At 40.2% G+C, this 18,494-nt stretch carries 17 protein-coding genes; 4 read left to right on the top strand and 13 right to left on the bottom strand.

The annotated features are described in order from the left end of the window. Positions 1 to 2: 2 nt before the first annotated feature. The 7 genes from ACOKFD_RS05750 to udk all read right to left on the bottom strand — a co-directional run bounded on the left by ACOKFD_RS05750 (position 3) and on the right by udk (position 6,839). Positions 3 to 644: a DUF5683 domain-containing protein gene (locus ACOKFD_RS05750; RefSeq protein ID WP_422860368.1), complete on the bottom strand. Its 642-nt coding sequence runs from the start codon at positions 642 to 644 to the stop codon at positions 3 to 5. Then, entirely contained in the window at positions 637 to 1,551 is a 915-nt protein-coding gene (locus ACOKFD_RS05745; protein ID WP_422860367.1) for a ParB/RepB/Spo0J family partition protein, read from the bottom strand. The genes ACOKFD_RS05750 and ACOKFD_RS05745 overlap by 8 nt, the downstream gene beginning before the upstream one ends. Next, positions 1,552 to 2,325, bottom strand: a complete 774-nt coding sequence (locus tag ACOKFD_RS05740; protein WP_298999341.1) for an AAA family ATPase — start codon at positions 2,323 to 2,325, stop codon at positions 1,552 to 1,554. Between the two features lie 135 nt (positions 2,326 to 2,460). Next, positions 2,461 to 4,539 (bottom strand): methylmalonyl-CoA mutase, encoded by a 2,079-nt coding sequence (gene scpA / locus ACOKFD_RS05735; protein ID WP_422860366.1) that lies wholly within the window; start codon positions 4,537 to 4,539, stop codon positions 2,461 to 2,463. Next, complete coding sequence (locus ACOKFD_RS05730; RefSeq protein WP_422860364.1) at positions 4,532 to 5,905, bottom strand: methylmalonyl-CoA mutase subunit beta; 1,374 nt, start codon at positions 5,903 to 5,905, stop codon at positions 4,532 to 4,534. The genes scpA and ACOKFD_RS05730 overlap by 8 nt, the downstream gene beginning before the upstream one ends. Further along, positions 5,902 to 6,231 (bottom strand): FtsB family cell division protein, encoded by a 330-nt coding sequence (locus ACOKFD_RS05725; protein WP_422860363.1) that lies wholly within the window; start codon positions 6,229 to 6,231, stop codon positions 5,902 to 5,904. The genes ACOKFD_RS05730 and ACOKFD_RS05725 overlap by 4 nt, the downstream gene beginning before the upstream one ends. Then, positions 6,231 to 6,839 carry a uridine kinase gene (gene udk / locus ACOKFD_RS05720; RefSeq protein ID WP_422860362.1) on the bottom strand — a complete coding sequence of 203 codons (609 nt, stop codon included), beginning with the start codon at positions 6,837 to 6,839 and terminating at the stop codon, positions 6,231 to 6,233. Before udk ends, ACOKFD_RS05725 begins: the two co-directional genes overlap by 1 nt. 194 nt (positions 6,840 to 7,033) lie before the next feature. Here udk and ACOKFD_RS05715 point away from each other — a divergent pair, with 194 nt between their 5' ends. From ACOKFD_RS05715 to ACOKFD_RS05700, 4 genes are all read left to right on the top strand, one after another. Continuing rightward, positions 7,034 to 7,519 (top strand): acetyl-CoA carboxylase biotin carboxyl carrier protein subunit, encoded by a 486-nt coding sequence (locus ACOKFD_RS05715; protein ID WP_422860361.1) that lies wholly within the window; start codon positions 7,034 to 7,036, stop codon positions 7,517 to 7,519. Between the two features lie 6 nt (positions 7,520 to 7,525). Next, positions 7,526 to 8,968 (top strand): acetyl-CoA carboxylase biotin carboxylase subunit, encoded by a 1,443-nt coding sequence (accC, locus tag ACOKFD_RS05710; RefSeq protein ID WP_422860360.1) that lies wholly within the window; start codon positions 7,526 to 7,528, stop codon positions 8,966 to 8,968. 6 nt (positions 8,969 to 8,974) lie between these two features. Beyond that, on the top strand, positions 8,975 to 10,516 hold the full coding sequence (locus ACOKFD_RS05705) for an acyl-CoA carboxylase subunit beta (protein ID WP_422860359.1): 1,542 nt from the start codon (positions 8,975 to 8,977) through the stop codon (positions 10,514 to 10,516). Between the two features lie 87 nt (positions 10,517 to 10,603). After that, positions 10,604 to 11,815, top strand: a complete 1,212-nt coding sequence (locus ACOKFD_RS05700; protein ID WP_422860358.1) for a multidrug effflux MFS transporter — start codon at positions 10,604 to 10,606, stop codon at positions 11,813 to 11,815. A gap of 5 nt (positions 11,816 to 11,820) precedes the next feature. Here ACOKFD_RS05700 and ACOKFD_RS05695 read toward each other — a convergent pair whose 3' ends face one another. Genes ACOKFD_RS05695 through ACOKFD_RS05670 form a run of 6 tightly spaced genes read right to left on the bottom strand, consistent with a single transcriptional unit; the run spans position 11,821 to position 18,438 of the window. After that, a complete protein-coding gene (locus ACOKFD_RS05695) occupies positions 11,821 to 12,900 on the bottom strand; it encodes an anhydro-N-acetylmuramic acid kinase (protein WP_422860357.1) in 1,080 nt (359 codons plus the stop codon). Then, positions 12,900 to 13,565, bottom strand: a complete 666-nt coding sequence (locus ACOKFD_RS05690) for a class I SAM-dependent methyltransferase (protein WP_422860356.1) — start codon at positions 13,563 to 13,565, stop codon at positions 12,900 to 12,902. Before ACOKFD_RS05690 ends, ACOKFD_RS05695 begins: the two co-directional genes overlap by 1 nt. After that, positions 13,555 to 15,174 carry a glycoside hydrolase family 3 protein gene (locus tag ACOKFD_RS05685; protein ID WP_422860355.1) on the bottom strand — a complete coding sequence of 540 codons (1,620 nt, stop codon included), beginning with the start codon at positions 15,172 to 15,174 and terminating at the stop codon, positions 13,555 to 13,557. The genes ACOKFD_RS05690 and ACOKFD_RS05685 overlap by 11 nt, the downstream gene beginning before the upstream one ends. Beyond that, entirely contained in the window at positions 15,164 to 16,447 is a 1,284-nt protein-coding gene (locus ACOKFD_RS05680) for an MFS transporter (RefSeq protein ID WP_422860354.1), read from the bottom strand. The genes ACOKFD_RS05685 and ACOKFD_RS05680 overlap by 11 nt, the downstream gene beginning before the upstream one ends. After that, positions 16,448 to 16,930 carry a GNAT family N-acetyltransferase gene (locus ACOKFD_RS05675; protein ID WP_422860353.1) on the bottom strand — a complete coding sequence of 161 codons (483 nt, stop codon included), beginning with the start codon at positions 16,928 to 16,930 and terminating at the stop codon, positions 16,448 to 16,450. Then, the gene (locus tag ACOKFD_RS05670; protein WP_422860352.1) at positions 16,927 to 18,438 is read right to left on the bottom strand and encodes a glycoside hydrolase family 10 protein; all 1,512 of its coding nucleotides are present in this window, start codon (positions 18,436 to 18,438) and stop codon (positions 16,927 to 16,929) included. The genes ACOKFD_RS05675 and ACOKFD_RS05670 overlap by 4 nt, the downstream gene beginning before the upstream one ends. Positions 18,439 to 18,494 lie beyond the last annotated feature (56 nt).

Raw genomic sequence — 18,494 nt, 5'->3', positions numbered from 1 at the left:
ATTCAAAATTTAAACACCAGAGCCATACCATAGTTTGGGTCATTGGTGATGGGGTTCAATTCCAAATAGGGTTGGAAATCAAAACTTAACTGTGTACTGACATTGTACTGGGCCAGATGTGCGGTAACATTAGCTTCAATAATATTTAGGGAATACCAAACAATGGTCAATACAAGCCATAAATCGCGGGTGCTTTGAACATTCTCTTGTACACTTTGAAGGGCTTCATTTGAAATTGCCGGGCTTTCACCATCTCCAAAGAACTCATCATCCGTAAAACCAGCCAATCTCCTTTTAAAGGCAGTTCTAGCTCTTTGAAATTCATCGTTGTTAAAGGTATAAAGGCTTACTCCCGTGGCTAGCCCCCCATAAATTACAGGTATTTTCCACCAAGCACCTCTTTTATTGTAAAGTTGACCCAATCCTGGGAGAACAGCGGAGTAAAAGGCAGCTTTGCTTGGAGCCAATGGATTTGTTCTTTCCTTGACATAGGTCACCTCTTGAATGACCACTCCTTGACCCTCCAATTGTTGAGCTAATGAGTCTACTGCTGTTGGTTCAAGCTCAGTCTCATCTTCTTCTTGGGCAAAAAGTGCGTTGAACGTCAAGGTAAAAAAAAGCAGGAAGAAAAAAGACTTATTCACCAGTCAAAAGTTTTCTTAAACGTTGAAATTCTTCTTTGGAATGAAAGGGAATAACTATTTTACCTTTTCCATTCGCTGAAGCACTGATGTCTACTTTTGCGGAAAGATGATTTTTTAAACTATCAATACCTTTTGAAATGTAGCCAGGGATTTCCTTAGTGGGTTTGACACTTGTACCGCTGGAAGAAAGGTTTTTTTTGGATTCTTGGTAGGCTTTGACCAACTGCTCGGTTTCTCGTACGGAGAGGCCTTTGGAAACCACACTTTCGTACAAGTCTATTTGGTCTTTTTTCTTTTCAATATTGATTAAAGCGCGACCGTGCCCCATGCTGATAAAACCATCCCGCATTCCGGTTTGGATAATGGGATGAAGTTTTAATAGTCTGAGATAGTTGGTGATGGTGGAACGTTTTTTTCCTACACGATCACTCATTTTTTCTTGGGTGATTTTAATTTCGTCAATCAACCGTTGATACGAAAGTGCAATCTCAATGGGGTCTAAATCCTGACGTTGAATATTCTCCACCAGAGCCATTTCCAAAGACTCTTGGTCATTGGCAATTCTGATATAGGCTGGAATAGTCTGTAACCCTACCATTTTTGAAGCACGGAAACGTCTTTCTCCTGAAACTAACTGGTATTTGTTGAAATCGAGTTTTCTTACTGTTATGGGTTGTATAATCCCCAATTCCCTGATTGAACTGGCCAGCTCTTCCAATGCTTCATCATTGAAATTGGAGCGTGGTTGGAACGGATTTACATCTATGGTTGCAAGGTCTAATTCCACTACATTGCCAATAACCTTGTCCGCATTTTTGTCCGAAACTGATTGGATATCATTATCAGGGTCCTTTAAAAGAGCGGACAGACCTCTGCCTAAAGCCTGCTTTTTGGTTGCTTTCGCCATTTAAACTTTTTCCTTGTTTTTCTTTAAAATCTCGTTGGCCAAGTTGAGATAATTTGCAGCACCCTTACTGCTCGCATCGTATTTAATAATACTTTCTCCATAACTGGGTGCTTCGCTCAGCCTAACATTTCTTTGTATGATGGTATCGAAGACCATATCTGCGAAGTGCTTTTTAACTTCTTCCACAACTTGGTTGGACAATCTTAGTCTTGAGTCGTACATGGTCAATAACATGCCTTCAATGTCCAAATCATTATTGTGTATTTTCTGAACACTTTTCACGGTATTCAACAATTTTCCAAGGCCTTCCAATGCAAAATATTCGCATTGTATGGGAATCATTACAGAATCAGCAGCGGTTAGCGCATTTAGGGTCAACAACCCTAAAGATGGTGCACAATCAATAAGGATATAATCATACCTGTCGCCCAAGTCCCTTAGGGCTTCTTTCAGCATATATTCCCTATTGTCCTTGTCCACCAATTCAATCTCAATGGCTACCAAATCTATATGTGCTGGAATTAAATCCACATTGGGGGAATCTGTTTCCAAAATCACATCATTCACTCCTAAAGTATGCTCTAGAAGTTGGTAAGTTCCCTTCTCCACACTATCCACATCTATACCCAAACCGGAAGTAGCGTTGGCCTGAGGGTCAGCATCGATTAGCAATACTTTTTTTTCAAGTACTCCAAGAGATGCGGCCAAGTTAACCGTGGTAGTGGTTTTTCCCACACCACCTTTCTGGTTGGCAATAGCAATGATTTTGCCCATTTCAAAGTAAGTTAGGGGCTAAAAATACGATTATTTGCGATGCCAAAAAATGTATTTTGTTAACAGAAAGTGGATAACCTTAACATTAGAGGTTAAAGAAAGTTAAAGTTTTAATTATAAGATGGTTAAGCGTCTTTAATCCATCAAAATATTTAAGATTTCAATAGCGGCTTCGCTGATTTTGGTACCTGGCCCAAAAACTGCTACCGCACCACTCTCAAACAAACTATTGTAATCCTGCTTCGGGATAACACCTCCTACAATAACGGCAATGTCCTCACGGCCATAGTTTGCCAATTCCTTGATAACTGCCGGAACCAAGGTTTTATGCCCACCAGCCAAGGAAGAAACCCCTAAAATATGAACGTCGTTTTCCACGGCTTGTTTAGCCACTTCTGCTGGGGTTTGAAAAAGAGGCCCAATGTCCACATCAAACCCTAAATCAGCATAGCCGGTAGCAACTACTTTTGCACCTCTATCATGCCCATCTTGTCCCATTTTAGCAATCATGATACGAGGTCGCCTTCCTTCATTGGAGGCAAATTCATCAGCCATTTTTTTGGCTTTCTCAAAACTTTTGTTGTTCTTGATTTCTTTGGAGTACACGCCGGTAAATGATTGTATTTTAGCACGGTACCTTCCAAAAGCTGACTCCATGGCGTCACTAATTTCGCCAAGAGTTGCTCTCTTTCGTGCTGCTTCAACTGCTAAAGCTAACAAATTCCCACGCTTAGAATCTTGGTTCATCGCTTTTTCGGAAGCCTCAGTAATCTTTGCAAGCACTTCTTTAACTGATGAATTCTCTCTAGTTGACTTAATTTGCTCGAGACGTTCTATTTGTTGCTTTCTTACCATGGCGTTGTCCACCTCCAATATTTGAAGGTCGTCTTCATCTTCCAACTGATACTTGTTCACCCCAAGAATCGTATCCTGACCGCTGTCAATTCTAGCTTGTTTTTTTGCAGCTGCTTCTTCAATACGTTTTTTAGGAATGCCTGCTTCAATAGCTTTAGTCATTCCTCCCAATTTTTCAACTTCTTGTATCAGTTCCCAAGCTTCATCTGCGATTTTCGTAGTCAATTCTTCTACCAAATAGCTTCCCGCCCATGGGTCCACTGTTTTCGTAATATTGGTTTCTTGTTGTAAGTAAATCTGAGTATTACGTGCAATACGTGCAGAAAAATCCGTAGGAAGCGCAATGGCCTCATCCAAAGCATTGGTATGCAAACTCTGCGTGCCTCCAAATACTGCTGCCATAGCTTCAATCGTGGTTCTAGCCACATTATTGAACGGGTCTTGCTCCGTTAAGCTCCAACCACTAGTCTGACTATGGGTACGCAGCATCAATGATTTTTCATTTTTGGGACTGAACTCTTTGACCAATTTTGCCCAAAGCATTCGTCCTGCTCTCATCTTGGCGATTTCAGTAAAGTGATTCATGCCAATTCCCCAGAAAAAAGAAAGTCTAGGGGCAAAGTCGTCAATCTGAAGACCTGCTTTTATCCCTGTTTTGATGTATTCAATCCCATCAGCTAAAGTATAGGCCAGTTCCATTGCCGCTGGAGCCCCAGCTTCGTGCATATGGTAACCTGAAATACTGATACTGTTGAATTTGGGCATGTGCTTGCTCGTAAACTCAAAAATATCCGCTACAATTTGCATGGAGGGCATGGGAGGATAGATATAGGTGTTCCTTACCATAAATTCTTTTAAAATATCATTCTGGATGGTTCCCGCAAGTTTCTCCATGGAAACACCTTGTTCTTCGGCGGCCACTATATAGAAAGCCATAACGGGCAAAACAGCTCCATTCATGGTCATGGATACGGACATTTTGTCCAATGGAATCCCGTCGAACAGAATTTTCATGTCTTCTACAGAATCAATGGCTACACCTGCTTTACCTACATCACCAACAACACGTTCATTGTCACTGTCATAACCGCGATGCGTGGGAAGGTCGAAAGCTACGGATAGTCCCTTTTGACCTGCTTCCAAATTCCTTCTATAAAAGGCATTACTTTCTTCCGCTGTGGAAAAACCAGCATACTGACGAATAGTCCATGGCCTTCTAACATACATGGTGGAGTAGGGGCCCCTTAGAAAAGGAGGTATACCTGCCCCAAAGTTTGAATGCCCATTGCTTTGGGTCACCTTTTTATCAGACTTAACTATGGGGGATAACTCTAGGTGTTCAAGGTCTTTTCTACTCATTGTCCAATCTTTTTTGTTCCAATTCCTCAGCCAACCGTTTTTCAATAATGGGTATAATCTGCGTTTTTTCAGACCTCTTTTTCATGAAAGGGTAGAGTTCCAAATCTTGGTTCATTTTATCATCGGGATTTTGAAACTTGTTGGTTCCCACTAGGGTTGTTTGGTTTTCATCAAAAAGCAATTGCTCTTTTGCGGCACTTTCCTTTATTTTTTGTTGAATTTTTCCTTTGGTTAATGCATCCAAAAGTCCACCTGAAGCTTCAATCTGTTTGAACAGGCCCAACGCCTTCTCTGCCAACTGCTTTGTTAAAGACTCAACATAATAGGCACCTTTGGCAGCATGTGAAACCTCACCGAAATAGCTTTCTTCTTTGAGTAAAACCAGCTGATTTCGAGCAATCCGCTCTGCAAATTCATTGTCTTTGTGATATAATGCATCATAGGGTAGATTGCAAACGGTATCCGCCCCACCTAGAATGGCCGACATACATTCAGAAGTAGTACGAAGCATGTTTACATTGTAATCGTATAGTGTTTTGTTTCGCTTTGATGGCATTGCCACGATATGGCAGTCTTCATTTATTCCATATGCGGCGGCCAAGGTAGCCCATAACCATCTTAACGCTTTTGTTTTGGCGATTTCAAAGAAATAATTGCCTCCCATCGCTACTTTGAAAGTAGGGATAAAAGAGTTGGAAGGGCTAATACTCAAGTATTCGTTGGCATGTGCTAGACCATAGGCCAATTGCTGAATTATATTGGCCCCAGCGTTTTGGTACAACGAAATGTCTATTCCAATTGGAAAAATGGTTTTGGAAAATGAAGAAAGTTCAAGCAGTTTATGAAGATTACGTTTGTCTTCGTTCTCTGATTGGTGCCAATTTCCTGTTCTGGCCAAATTGCCAATAGGGTCAACGTGAAGGTGTATTCGAGCAGAACTATCCTTTATTTGGGAAATTAGTTTTTCAAAGGATTCCAATTCCATGTATTGAAAATTGAAATGGACCGGAAATTTTTCCAGATCAATGTCTTGGAGTAAGTTAACCAGATTGATTTTTGCATTAGGAATAGTAAAAATCAAACTTTCTACCCCTTTATCAACGACCTCCTTAGCCTTTAAATTGGCTTTGTCGGCATCTCCAGCATAAATGGATTGGGCAATGTACCATTGGTTCGATTCTTTGGAAGGAATTGTGGCTCCGTTTAAATCCTCCGAGTGATAAAAGGGTTTTACACCAATGCCTTCTGGAGAATCCCATACCAAGGTTTCATTATAGTCCGCTCCTTTCAGGTCGTACTGTATCTTTTGTTTCCATTGTTGCGAGGAAACTTCTGGAAATTCATCAAATAAATGGGAATCACTCATTGTTTTTTGGTCTTTAGGCTGTCTTCATATTCTATCAAAAAAATTTCCTCGTTTTCTTTCTTCATATAGTACTTTTCTCGAGCAAATTTTTCTAATTCACTAGAGTCAGAAAGCTTTTCCAACACTTTTTGGTCTTTTGAAATTTCTACTTCGAGAAACTCTTTCTGCCTCTCTAGTTTCTTAATTTCCTTTCTCAACTCTAAATGAATAAGCAAGGAATTAGTATCGAAAAAAGCCATCCAAATCACAAAAATGGTCAATACCAGTATGTACATATTGGTCATGAGCTTGAACCATTTTTTTTGTTTCAGTTCCTTCAGCCCCATTAGTTCAACTTGTCGTTAATTATGGTACGTACCATATCTACTGCAACCGTATTGTAATGATTATTGGGTATAATGAGGTCTGCAAATTCTTTAGAAGGCTCAATAAACTGTTCATGCATTGGTTTTACCGCGTTCTGATATCTAAAAAGCACTTTTTCCAAGTCATGTCCACGCTCCTTTATGTCCCGTTGCAATCTTCGTATCAAGCGTTCATCCGAATCGGCATGGACATAAATTTTCATGTCAAACATATCACGTAGTTTGGGATTACTTAATACTAAAATCCCTTCAACAATAATAACTTTCCTTGGGTGAACTGTTATGGTCTCATCTAAACGGGTTTCCTCAACAAACGAATAGATGGGCTTTTCAATGGATTGCCCTTCCCTAAGTAATTCCAGATGGGAAATCAATAAATCAAAATCAATGGAATTGGGGTGGTCAAAATTTACCTGCCCTCTTTCTTCCTTGCTCATGTGGGCTAGGTCGTTATAGTATGAGTCTTGGGAAATAACCCCAACCTCATTTTTGGGGAGTTCTTCCACAATCTGGTTTACGACCGTAGTTTTTCCACAGCCTGTGCCTCCTGCAATTCCTATGATAAGCATTGACAAAAATTTAATACCAAAAGTAAGCAATTGATACATTTTTCATCCATTCAAAAGACTTTGCATAGTTAGTATTTGTTTTCCTGGAAATACATGACACCTATCATAAAATGAAAAAGTTTCTACACGTAGCTTTGTGTTGGATTATTGCTTTAACCGTATCTTTAACTAAATAACAAAAGGCCACCTATCCCATGGAAGAATCCTATTCCATCATGGTTAATGAAGACCATGAATTTGAACTCACCCAAGACCAAATAAACGCATTGGACATTCTAAAAACTGGATATAACAACTTTCATATATTGAAAGATGGGAAATCCTTTCATATTGAAATTGTGGAAAGCAATTTCAATGACCTTAAATATGCCATCAAGGTAAATGGTACTGATTACCATACTTCTGTTAAGACCCCTTTACTTCATTTAATTGATAAAATGGGATTTGCTTCCAATGGAGCAATCAACGTGGCTTCAATTGAGGCACCCATGCCGGGGCTTATTTTGGATATTGCTGTAAAAGAAGGTCAAGAAGTGAATGAAAATGACCCTTTATTGATTTTAGAAGCTATGAAAATGGAAAACAGTATTACCTCCCCAAGAAATGGTATAATTAAAAGTATTTCTGTGAGTAAGGGAGACGCCGTGGATAAAAAACAGGTTTTGCTAACATTTGAATAAACTTCCATGAAAAAAATATTGGTAGCCAATCGCGGGGAAATAGCCATAAGAGTTATGAAAACCGCTAAAAAAATGGGAATTGATACGGTAGCTGTTTTTTCTGAAGCGGACCGTAATGCCCCCCATGTACGCTTTGCGGATGAAGCGGTTTGTATAGGACCAGCACCTTCCAATCAATCGTATTTGGTAGGCGATAAGATTATCGAAGTGGCCAAAAAACTAAATGTTGACGGTATACATCCAGGATACGGTTTTTTGAGCGAGAATGCAGATTTTGCAGAGTCTGTTGAACAGAATGGACTCACTTTTATAGGTCCCAAATCCAAGGCAATTCGGGTTATGGGAAGTAAGTTGGAGGCAAAGGATGCGGTAAAAGATTATAATATCCCAATGGTTCCTGGTATTGACGAAGCTATTACAGATGTCAAAGCAGCCAAAAAGATAGCATCGGAAATAGGGTATCCAATTTTGGTTAAAGCTTCTGCAGGAGGTGGGGGAAAGGGTATGCGTATCGTTGATAATGAGGCTGATTTTGAGTCACAAATGGAACGTGCCATCAGTGAAGCCACTTCGGCTTTTGGTGATGGTTCCGTGTTTTTGGAAAAATATGTGACGTCGCCAAGACACATCGAGATTCAGGTGATGGCAGACACGCATGGCAACGTCCTTCATTTTTTTGAAAGGGAATGTAGTATCCAAAGAAGGCACCAAAAAGTAGTTGAAGAAGCACCCTCTTCTTTGTTGACACCTGAACTCCGTAACGCCATGGGTGAGGCAGCAACCAAAGTGGCAAAGGCCTGTGATTATGTTGGAGCGGGAACCGTAGAGTTTTTGATGGATGCCGATATGAACTTCTACTTCTTGGAAATGAACACTCGTTTACAGGTAGAGCATCCAGTTACGGAAATGATTACAGGAGTGGATTTGGTGGAACTTCAAATTAAGGTGGCCAGGGGAGAAGAACTACCCATGAAGCAGAGTGATTTAACAATCCGGGGACACGCAATGGAACTTCGCGTATATGCGGAAGACCCGCTCAATGACTTTTTGCCCAGCGTAGGACAGTTGGAAACCTACCAGCTTCCGGAAGGAGAGGGAGTGCGCGTGGACAATGGATTTGAGGAAGGCATGGATGTGCCCATTTATTATGACCCTATGCTATCCAAATTAATTACCTATGGTAAAACCCGAGAGGAGTCTATAGAACTTATTTTAAATGCTATTGAAAACTATAAGGTAAAAGGGGTTCAGACTACACTTCCTTTCGGTACGTTTGTTTTTGAACATGAAGCGTTTCGTTCAGGAAATTTTGATACTCATTTTGTGAAGAATTATTATTCTCCTGAAGCTATCAAGGAAAAGTCTGCCAGCGAAGCCGAAATAGCGGCCATGGTAGCTCTTAAATTATATTTCGAAGACCAAAAAACAGTTCAACTCCCATCAAACTAAGATATTATGGATTCCAAATTACGGACCCTACAAGAACGAATTGACCAAGCCCAATTAGGAGGAGGTGAAAAGCGAATAGAAAAACAGCATGCCAAGAAAAAACTAACGGCAAGGGAACGGATTCAATATCTTTTGGATGAAGGTTCTTTTGAAGAGATGGGCATCCTGGTGACCCATAGAACCACCGACTTTGGTATGGACAAAGAAATCTATTTTGGTGATGGGGTAGTTACTGGGTATGGAACCGTTAATGGTAGATTGGTGTATGTATATGCTCAAGATTTTACCGTTTTTGGTGGAGCCTTATCTGAAACCCATGCAGAGAAAATCTGCAAGGTGATGGATTTGGCTATGAAAGTGGGAGCTCCTGTTATTGGATTAAACGACTCTGGCGGAGCTAGAATCCAAGAAGGTGTAAAGTCTTTGGGAGGATATGCTGATATTTTTTATCGGAATGTGCAAGCTTCTGGTGTTATACCTCAAATTTCAGCTGTAATGGGACCCTGTGCCGGTGGTGCAGTATACTCTCCAGCGATGACTGATTTTATCATCATGGTAGAAGAAACCAGTTATATGTTTGTAACTGGGCCAAATGTGGTAAAGACCGTGACCAATGAAGAAGTAAGTTCGGAAGAGCTAGGAGGTGCCAGCACCCATGCTGTAAAATCGGGAGTGGCGCATAAGACTTCAAGTAATGACGCCGCTTGTTTGGATGATATCAAGAAACTTTTGGATTACCTTCCTCAGAGCAACAAGGAAATTCCTAAACACAAGCCCTATGAGTTAGGGGAAGAGGTGCGAGAAGAACTTTCCCGTATTGTTCCGGACAATCCTAACAAGCCTTACGATATGCATGATGTCATAAACGGTATCATTGATTATGATTCGTTTTATGAAATCCATAAAGATTATGCTGAGAATATTATTGTTGGTTTTGCCCGTTTGGGAGGCAGAAGTATAGGAATCATAGCAAACCAGCCCATGTTCTTGGCAGGTGTTCTTGGCGTGAAAAGTTCCCAAAAAGCAGCTCGTTTTACCCGATTCTGCGACGCTTTCAACATACCTTTATTGGTCCTGGTGGATGTCCCTGGATTCCTTCCCGGTACAGACCAAGAGTGGAATGGAATAATCATGCACGGTGCAAAACTGTTGTATGCTTTGAGTGAAGCAACAGTTCCCCGAGTCACTGTAATTACCAGAAAAGCGTATGGTGGTGCTTACGATGTAATGAACTCCAAACACATTGGCGCCGACTTTAATTTTGCATGGCCTACTGCAGAGATTGCGGTAATGGGTGCCAAAGGTGCTAGTGAAATCATTTTTAGAAGAGAAATTGCCTCAGCGGATGACCCTGAGGCTAAGTTAAAAGAGAAAGAAGCCGAGTATGCAGATAAGTTTGCTAATCCCTATCGTGCGGCTAGAAGAGGTTTTATTGATGAGGTAATACTACCGGAAAATACACGTAGAAAATTGCTCAAAGCCTTTGCCATGTTGGAGAAAAAAGAGGTGCACACACCCAAAAAGAAACACGGGAACATTCCGTTGTAAAGATTTAAGAACTGGGTTGTTATTAACTTAAGGTAAATACTTTCCCTAAAGGATACTTGGTCTTTCAAGGTTGACTAATTTTGCCCAATGCAAAAAGAAAACCAGAAACCAAGTTTCGAATTTATGGCACTAATGGCGGCGCTTATGTCTATTGTAGCGCTATCCATTGACACCTTATTGCCAGCAATTCCAAATATTGGTGAAACCATAAACAGTTTTGACCCCACGGAAAATCAGAAGCTGATAACCATGATTTTTTTGGGATTGGGAGTTGGTCAGTTGTTTTTTGGACCGCTTTCTGATTGTTATGGAAGAAAGCCTGTGGTTTATATGGGGATGTTTGTTTTCGCCATTGCCAGTTTTATATGTCTTTGGGCTCCAAATCTGGAATGGATGATTGTGGGCCGTATCCTTCAGGGGATTGGACTTTCAGTGGCCCGAAGCATTGCTATTTCCATAATTCGGGATACCTACAGTGGCGATTTGATGGCCAGGGTCATGTCTTTTGTAACTGCATTTTTTATTTTAGTTCCTGTGGTTGCTCCATCCATAGGGAAAATTATCTTGGATATCTCCAATTGGCAAGCCATTTTTTATGTACAGCTCGCATGTACATTGGCTGTTGGACTTTGGTTTTGGAAACGTCAACCGGAAACGCTTAAACCCGAATACAAGGTTCCATTTTCAAGGCATGTTTTTATTGATGGACTAAAAGAGTTCATGCGCTATAAAGAAACCGTTGCTTTTACCATGGCCTCTGGCTTTATAACTGGTGCTTTTTTAGTGTACCTGAGTGCCTCCCAACATATTTTTGAAGATTTGTACGGGCTAAAGGATTCTTTTCCCTACATTTTTGCGGGTCTTTCCATTTCCATTGGCGTTTCTACATTTTCAAACGGTACCTTGGTATTACGTTATGGTATGTGGAAGCTTTCCTATATGGCTTTGCTTGCTTTTTGCGCGGTGGCTATTTTGTTTGTTGTACTTTTTTGGCAGACAGGAAATCCCAGTGTCATCGCACTAATTGCCTTTCTATCGCTTCAATTCTTCTGTTTAGGCTTTATGTGGGGTAATTTTCGCTCAATAGCTATGCAACCCATTGGTCATATCGCTGGAATAGGGGCGGCTATCAACGGGTTTATTTCCACTGTAATTTCTATTCCCATTGCCACTTTTATAGGAAGTTATGTTGAAGATAAGGTGCTCCCCCTTTTTATGGGATTGGCCATTTGCGGACTTATCTCAGTTGTTATTTTTCGGATGGCGAAAAGGTCGAGAAGACTCGCCACTGCTAAATAGACTATTTATTGTTCTGGTAAAAAGACTTTTCCGCTAGAACTATCTTGGCTTGCACCCGTAACCGATGCGAAAACGTTGGTTTTGTTTTCTTCTCGGAGAACGCCCATTAAAGCAAACACCAAAGCTTCTTTAAAGGCAATCAAAGTTTTGCTGGGAATCTTCAATGTAAGGGAATCTCCAAGTTTTTGCTTTAGGGTATCGACAAAGAAGGAATTAAAAGCACCTCCTCCAGTTACGAACATTGTGTTTTTCGACTTTGAACGAAATTTATCAATCTCAAGAGCAATTTGTTCACAGTTGTGGTGAATTAAGGTATGGAGCAAATCCGGTATACTTGCTTCCAAGCCTTCAATAAGTGGAACTACATCTTGGAGAAACCATTCATAGCCTGTGGATTTTGGATGAGGAAGCTTGTAGTATTCCAGGTTGTCCAGAGCGGTTTTAAGTTCGGGAAGCAGATTCCCGGTACGGGCCAATTGTCCATTTTCATCATACTCCATGTTGATTCGTTGGGTAAGAAAATTTAAGGGCATGTTCGCCATACCTATATCCAAGGCTTTTCTTTTACCATCTTCTACAAAGGAAACGTTACTGATTCCCCCCAAATTCAAGCAGAAATCATATTCACCAAAGAGCAAATGGTCACCAATAGGAACCAGCGGAGCTCCTTGTCCACCTAGTTTCACATCTTTGGTTCTGAAGTCACAGATTACCTTATAGCCCGATGTATTCGCAAGTAACTGTCCATGGCCCAATTGAAATGTGAATCCTTCTTCGGGTCTATGGTGGGAGGTATGCCCATGGCTGGTAATGAAATCCACTTCAATTTGAGCTTCTTCTATAAACTGTTTGGCTTGTTCGCCCAACCATATCCCATATTCTTGGTCGAGAATATTATGCCCCTCAGCGCTTAAATGAATGGCATGTTTTAGGCGGTCTTTCCAAGTAGCATCATAAGAAATTGCCTTGGTTTTTTCAATGGAAAAATCCCATTTCTCTTTTTTCTTTGAAAAGTAACATAGCGCCATATCAAGACCATCCAACGAGGTTCCTGACATCATTCCCAATACTTTGTATTCCATCATTACAACTTCTGAATTTGGATGACAAGTGAAATGGGTTGTCCTTCATCATTAGTTATTTCCTTGATGGTAAAGTCCACTTCTTTAATGGAAGCCAAAACAGAAACCCAATCTTCAAGGGTTCTAGCATACCAAGAATGACCTTCAATGAAATTTCCTGGAAGTCCCTTCCATGAATCGGATATCCATTGCCCTTTGTACTTCATTCCATTTTGAACCAGGAAAAAAGGATGTAGTGTTTGGATAAGGATAAATCCTTTTGGGTTGATAACCTTCAAGGTATTTTCAATCAGCTGGGAAAGTCCATCTTTAAGATATATGCAGAAGTTGAAAACTACCAAATCAAAAGTGCTGTGTGGAATCGGTTTTCCAGCAATGATATCTTCAAAGGTAAGTTGGTGATACTCTCCAGGTCCATTTTGTTCGGCATCTTCAAGTAATGCCTGGATAGCATCAAACCCATAAGCTACCATGCCCATTTTATTCATTTCCCGTGTCAACCAACCTTCACCACAACCAAAATCACCAACTTTTGAGGCTTTTGTATTCATTATGGCATTGAGAATTGCCTTATTTGTGAATTTTCGAGAAGCAATACCATGATTTTGGATGATTTTGCTCCATTCTTTGGCGTTTTTTTCCCAAGAGTCTATAATTTCAGTTTTCATGTACATTCGTTTTTATCTGAAAAGGGAGCTTTCCTTGAGGAAGAAGTTTTCCCTCAAAATGTGAGCAGGCCACTTCTTGAAATTCAGGGAAGTCCTGATATACTATGATGTAAGAGTTTTGCTTATTGAGATGCAGCGTATGGATAAGAAATGGATTACCGAAAAGGTATAAAATGCAATTCCCCTTCTTAAGTTTTTCATTTAATGTCTCAAGCTCTGCTTCGGTAAATCCAAATCCATTTTTGGGTTTTACCGAAGGCGGAAAAACGGAAATAACGGTTGTTTTTTGAAAATGGATTAGATCTTGGATTTCGTCCGGTGTCATATCACCTACTGAAGAGGTTTTGATTTTGAGTTCTTGCTCCAAATACTCAGGGAAAACGTTTGTTTTTGGTTTGCCTAGGATGATATGTTGTAAATGTTGGGGTGAAACAGATATTTTGTTTCTAGTACCCTTGAAGAGTTCGGTCAAACAGGCCTGAGCTATTTCTTTGTTTAACTGTTTAGGAGTAATTCCTGTTTTCACTATATCACTGGGTTGATTGAAGGCTTTTTTCTTCAATTCCCAAATGCGTTCGAAGCTCGATGCAATCCTTTTATCCTCGCCTTTTGAAACAATTTTTTCAATAGCCTCTTTTGGGTGCTCCGAAAAACAAAACATATCCATTCCAGCATTGAAGGCGGTTAATTCCAAAGCCCCCTTTTCTTTAAACCTTTTGGATACTGCATGCATGTTCATCGCATCTGAGATTATCAATCCTTGATACCCCATTTTTTTTCGAAGAACATCCGATAGTATGGTTTTGGATAGGGTAGCTGGTTTTCCAGATGGGTCCAAAGCAGGAATGGAGAGGTGTCCTATCATGATGGAATCCGCTTCTTCATGCATCAACTCTTGGAAGGGATAACATTCGTTTTCAAGTAGATTTTCTACTGATTTATCTATAACCGGTAAAGCTAAATGTGAATCCGTATTCGTATCTCCGTGACCGGGAAAATGCTTTAATGAATTCAAAACACCTGCTTTACGCATTCCTGTTATAAAAGCTTTGGCTTTTTTGGTAACTTGTTCTTTGTCATCTCCAAATGACCTATATCCAATAACAGGATTTTCGGGATTGCTGTTTATATCGAGTACAGGAGCTAGATTCCAATGGATTCCAGCTTCAAGACAATCCCAACCAATTTTGTAACCTACATCATGGATTAAGTCTTCTTCATTCTGAAGAGCCCCCAACGTTAATGCATAGGGATATTGATGGGTGTTTTCAATGCGCATGGCCAAACCCCATTCGGCATCCATTGCAATAAGCAGGGGAGTGGAGGACACTTTTTGGTATCTTTTGATGAGAGAAACGAGCCGTTCATAGCTATTTTCATTATAAACTACCTTCTTTTTGCCCTCAAAATTAGTAGCTGCACTGGCTCTGCTATGAAAAAAACACAACGCGCCAATTTGACTTTCGACAATCAGTTTTTCTGTTCTTTGGATGTTTTCTTCGGAATCATTTATGAAAACTGCTATCATGAACAATTGCCCCACTTTTTGTCCTAGACTGAAATCATGGGTCGAACCTAGTTCTCTATATTGTTCTAACCTATTGCTCATTGGAATCTGCGGATTTTTTGCCATACTCTGGCGGATATTTCAAGAAAGGAAGCAATAAGAAAGCCGGCAATGCAGCTATAACTACCCAAGTAAAGAAACCGGGGTACCCCAGCCATTCCTGAATATAACCACTCAACATTCCAGGTAACATCATGCCTAAGGCCATAAAACCTGTGGCAATAGCATAATGTGATGTTTTTGATGCTCCTTCGGCAATATAGATAAGGAAAATTAAGAAAGCAGCGAAGCCAAATCCATAGCCAAATTGTTCTAAAACCACTGTTCCTACAACCGCTATCAGATTTTGAGTTTCGGTGTAAGCAAGCAATGCATAAAAAGCATTGGGAAGATTAAGGGCAAGGAGCATGGGGAGCATCCATTTTTTGAGTCCATCTCTTGAAATTAGAATGCCCCCGACAATACCGCCTAAAGAAAGCATAATAATGCCCACAGTTCCATAGATGGTTCCAACGGCTTCGGTGCTGAGGTTTAGACCCCCAACTTGCTTTTCATCTAAAAGAAAAGGAGAGGCCATTTTAACCAATTGGGATTCCCCTAGCCGATACAGTAGAATGAAGAGAATAGCTATCCCAATTTGTTTCTTTTGAAAGAAAGTCACAAAAACTTCTGAAAAACTTGAAGGTTTTTCGCTGGTTTCGTTTTTTGGGCCTTCAAATTTTGGGGTAACAAAAAAGTTGACCACAGTTAAAACAAGCATAAGGCCCGCTGTGCATATCATGGTTACAGACCAAGCTTTGGTGTTATCACCGTATTCCTTTTCCAGAAAACCAGCAAGTATTACTAAAAGTCCCTGTGCGGTAACCATGGCCAATCTGTAGAAAGTACTTCGAAGCCCAATGAAAAAGGACTGTTTTTGTTGACTGAGACCAATCATATAATAGCCGTCTGAAGCTATGTCGTTCGTTGCAGATGCAAAAGCGGACATCCAGAAGAAAGCAAGAGTAATGGTAAAGAAAGCGTTGGTAGGTAGAAAAAAACCAATGCCAAGAAATGATAGGGCAACTAATAGTTGCATACCCAAAAACCACTTTCTTTTGGTGCCATTAAGGTCTACTATTGGACTCCATAATGGCTTGATTACCCAGGGTAAGTACAACCAACTCGTATAGAGTCCAATATCGGCATTACTGATTCCAAGGCGTTTGTACATAATAACCGAAACGACTACCACAATGATGTACGGAATTCCCTGTGTGAAATATAAGGTGGGAATCCATGCCCAAGCCCTGGTATCTTTTTCGGCCACTTTCATTTACTTTTTATGTTTTAAAAGGTTTTCGTAAATGCTTTTTTCCGAACCTTCTATCACTTTTGCATTAACTACCTTTTCATAATATTCATTGGGTCCAACACCACCAATTATGGCATAGGCGTATCCCAATTCTTTTAAAGCTTGCAGGGCTTTTATCAAAAGTATTTTACCAATATTTTTTCCTCGTTCCGTAGGAACGACTCCAGTTGGCCCAAAGAAGTTCTTAGCTGAACATTCGAAGCAAGCAAAACCTAAAATATCTTGATTTCTTTGCGCAATAAAACAGGTAACGGGCACATTTGAAAATGCAACGTCCACTTCATCCTTCCAGTTGATGCTAAAGTTTTTTTCAACCCATTCCAAAACCAAGCTTTTTTCTGCGGCAATTGGCTTTCTGAAGACCATATTTTCTTCTTGAAAAAGTTGTTTTTCTTCAGAACCAATATCAGGTAAATCCACAAGTCTTACCAGCATGTCTTTCATTGGAGTTGTTTTGGATTTAGTATTACGGGTTGGGTTTTGTTACCATAGACATCCTGGATGACAATTTGTATCCCTCGTCTTTTTGTTTTGCCAGAGATTGGAACATCAACTTGGATTGTATCTTTTTCTGATGAAAGATAGCTTTTTTTGAACAAGGGCAACCTTCCTTTTTTCTTACCTTTATTTACGTAGAATAATGCAAATCGGGGTATGCTGTCAAAGTGGTTTAGACGTATCTGGACTTTGTTGTCTTGTACTTTTTTTGCTTCAATCTTAAGAGGTTCCAATGTCCTTTTATGAGGCGTTTTTAATGTTGGATTAGGTACTGGACTGGCATATATTTTCCGGATTTTTTTTACTGTTTTTGGATGCTTGCCCAGTAATGACTTAGCACTGAAGAATATATTGCCATTTACTTTTGGCAAAGACCTTGCAAACTTGAGCTGTTTTGGAATTTCATTGTATTTGTTCCAGGCCTTATCGCTGTTGTTTTTGATTTTATAAGGGCCATTTCCCATATAAAGATTTACTGTTCCTTTCTGTATGGACCACCATTCTGAAACATTTCTGTGCGAAGCAGCTGGATAATCCATGCTCCAATAGGCTTGAGGTGCTATATAATCTATCCATCCTTTCTTCATCCAAAGTAAGGGATTGGCATAAAGGTCATCATAATTGGTTTGTCCGGCCTTGGTATCGGAACCTTTTGGGTCAACATCCTTATTTCTCCAAACCCCAAAGGGGCTAATGCCAAACTGAACCCAGGGTTTGGATTTTTTTATGGTACCATGGACTTGCTTGACCAACGAATCCACATTGCTTCTTCTCCAATCATCCAAACTTTGGTTTGGTAATTTGTTGGATTGATAGGTCAGGGAATCATTAAAGGTTTCCCCCTCAATTTTGTACGGATAGAAATAGTCATCAAAATGAATGGCATCTATGTCATGCTTGTCCACCAATTCTTCCACAACTTTGGCAAATTTGTTTCTGACCTGGGATAATCTCGGGTTATAGTAGAACTTTTTTCCATACTTTATCATCCAATCCCTATATTGATTGAAATCATGGGTTGTGTCCAAACTAAGGGTGTCCAAATCAAATGTAGCCCTGTAGGGATTTAACCAAGCGTGAAATTCCATACCTCTGCTGTGGGTCTCTTTTATCATCCAAGATAAAGGGTCTTTGAAATCTTTGGGAGCTTTTCCCTGCTGGCCGGTCAAATATTTGGACCAAGGGGCCAGTTGACTCTGATACAAAGCATCACCTGCTGTTCTTACCTGTACAATTACCGCATTGAAATTTAAGTTTTGATAGAAATCCAATATTTCAATGAAATCCTTTTTTTGTTTGGAAGTTGGGTCATTTCCATTTTTGGGCCAATCAATATTTACCACGGTAGCTACCCACACCCCTCTGAACTCTTCTTTAGGTGCATTTCTCAAGCTTCTGGATGATACACAAGACGCTAGGGAAAGAAAAACTAGAATGAAGTAACTTGATTTCATAAGAATAAAAAAGGCCTACCTGAAGATTAAAAGTAGGCCTTTAAGCTTAATTAACT

Source organism: Flagellimonas ulvae, from assembly GCF_049333175.1.
GTDB lineage: Bacteria > Bacteroidota > Bacteroidia > Flavobacteriales > Flavobacteriaceae > Flagellimonas.
This window is presented reverse-complemented; position numbering and strand designations above follow the sequence as displayed.

Bases quoted from the DNA above. Each gene is read 5' to 3' on its own strand.
- ACOKFD_RS05745 (WP_422860367.1), bottom strand. From the start codon at position 1,551: ATGGCGAAAGCAACCAAAAAGCAGGCTTTAGGCAGAGGTCTGTCCGCT.
- ACOKFD_RS05740 (WP_298999341.1), bottom strand. From the start codon at position 2,325: ATGGGCAAAATCATTGCTATTGCCAACCAGAAAGGTGGTGTGGGAAAA.
- scpA (WP_422860366.1), bottom strand. From the start codon at position 4,539: ATGAGTAGAAAAGACCTTGAACACCTAGAGTTATCCCCCATAGTTAAG.
- ACOKFD_RS05730 (WP_422860364.1), bottom strand. From the start codon at position 5,905: ATGAGTGATTCCCATTTATTTGATGAATTTCCAGAAGTTTCCTCGCAA.
- ACOKFD_RS05725 (WP_422860363.1), bottom strand. From the start codon at position 6,231: ATGGGGCTGAAGGAACTGAAACAAAAAAAATGGTTCAAGCTCATGACC.
- udk (WP_422860362.1), bottom strand. From the start codon at position 6,839: ATGCTTATCATAGGAATTGCAGGAGGCACAGGCTGTGGAAAAACTACG.
- ACOKFD_RS05715 (WP_422860361.1), top strand. From the start codon at position 7,034: ATGGAAGAATCCTATTCCATCATGGTTAATGAAGACCATGAATTTGAA.
- accC (WP_422860360.1), top strand. From the start codon at position 7,526: ATGAAAAAAATATTGGTAGCCAATCGCGGGGAAATAGCCATAAGAGTT.
- ACOKFD_RS05705 (WP_422860359.1), top strand. From the start codon at position 8,975: ATGGATTCCAAATTACGGACCCTACAAGAACGAATTGACCAAGCCCAA.
- ACOKFD_RS05700 (WP_422860358.1), top strand. From the start codon at position 10,604: ATGCAAAAAGAAAACCAGAAACCAAGTTTCGAATTTATGGCACTAATG.
- ACOKFD_RS05695 (WP_422860357.1), bottom strand. From the start codon at position 12,900: ATGATGGAATACAAAGTATTGGGAATGATGTCAGGAACCTCGTTGGAT.
- ACOKFD_RS05690 (WP_422860356.1), bottom strand. From the start codon at position 13,565: ATGAAAACTGAAATTATAGACTCTTGGGAAAAAAACGCCAAAGAATGG.
- ACOKFD_RS05685 (WP_422860355.1), bottom strand. From the start codon at position 15,174: ATGAGCAATAGGTTAGAACAATATAGAGAACTAGGTTCGACCCATGAT.
- ACOKFD_RS05680 (WP_422860354.1), bottom strand. From the start codon at position 16,447: ATGAAAGTGGCCGAAAAAGATACCAGGGCTTGGGCATGGATTCCCACC.
- ACOKFD_RS05675 (WP_422860353.1), bottom strand. From the start codon at position 16,930: ATGAAAGACATGCTGGTAAGACTTGTGGATTTACCTGATATTGGTTCT.
- ACOKFD_RS05670 (WP_422860352.1), bottom strand. From the start codon at position 18,438: ATGAAATCAAGTTACTTCATTCTAGTTTTTCTTTCCCTAGCGTCTTGT.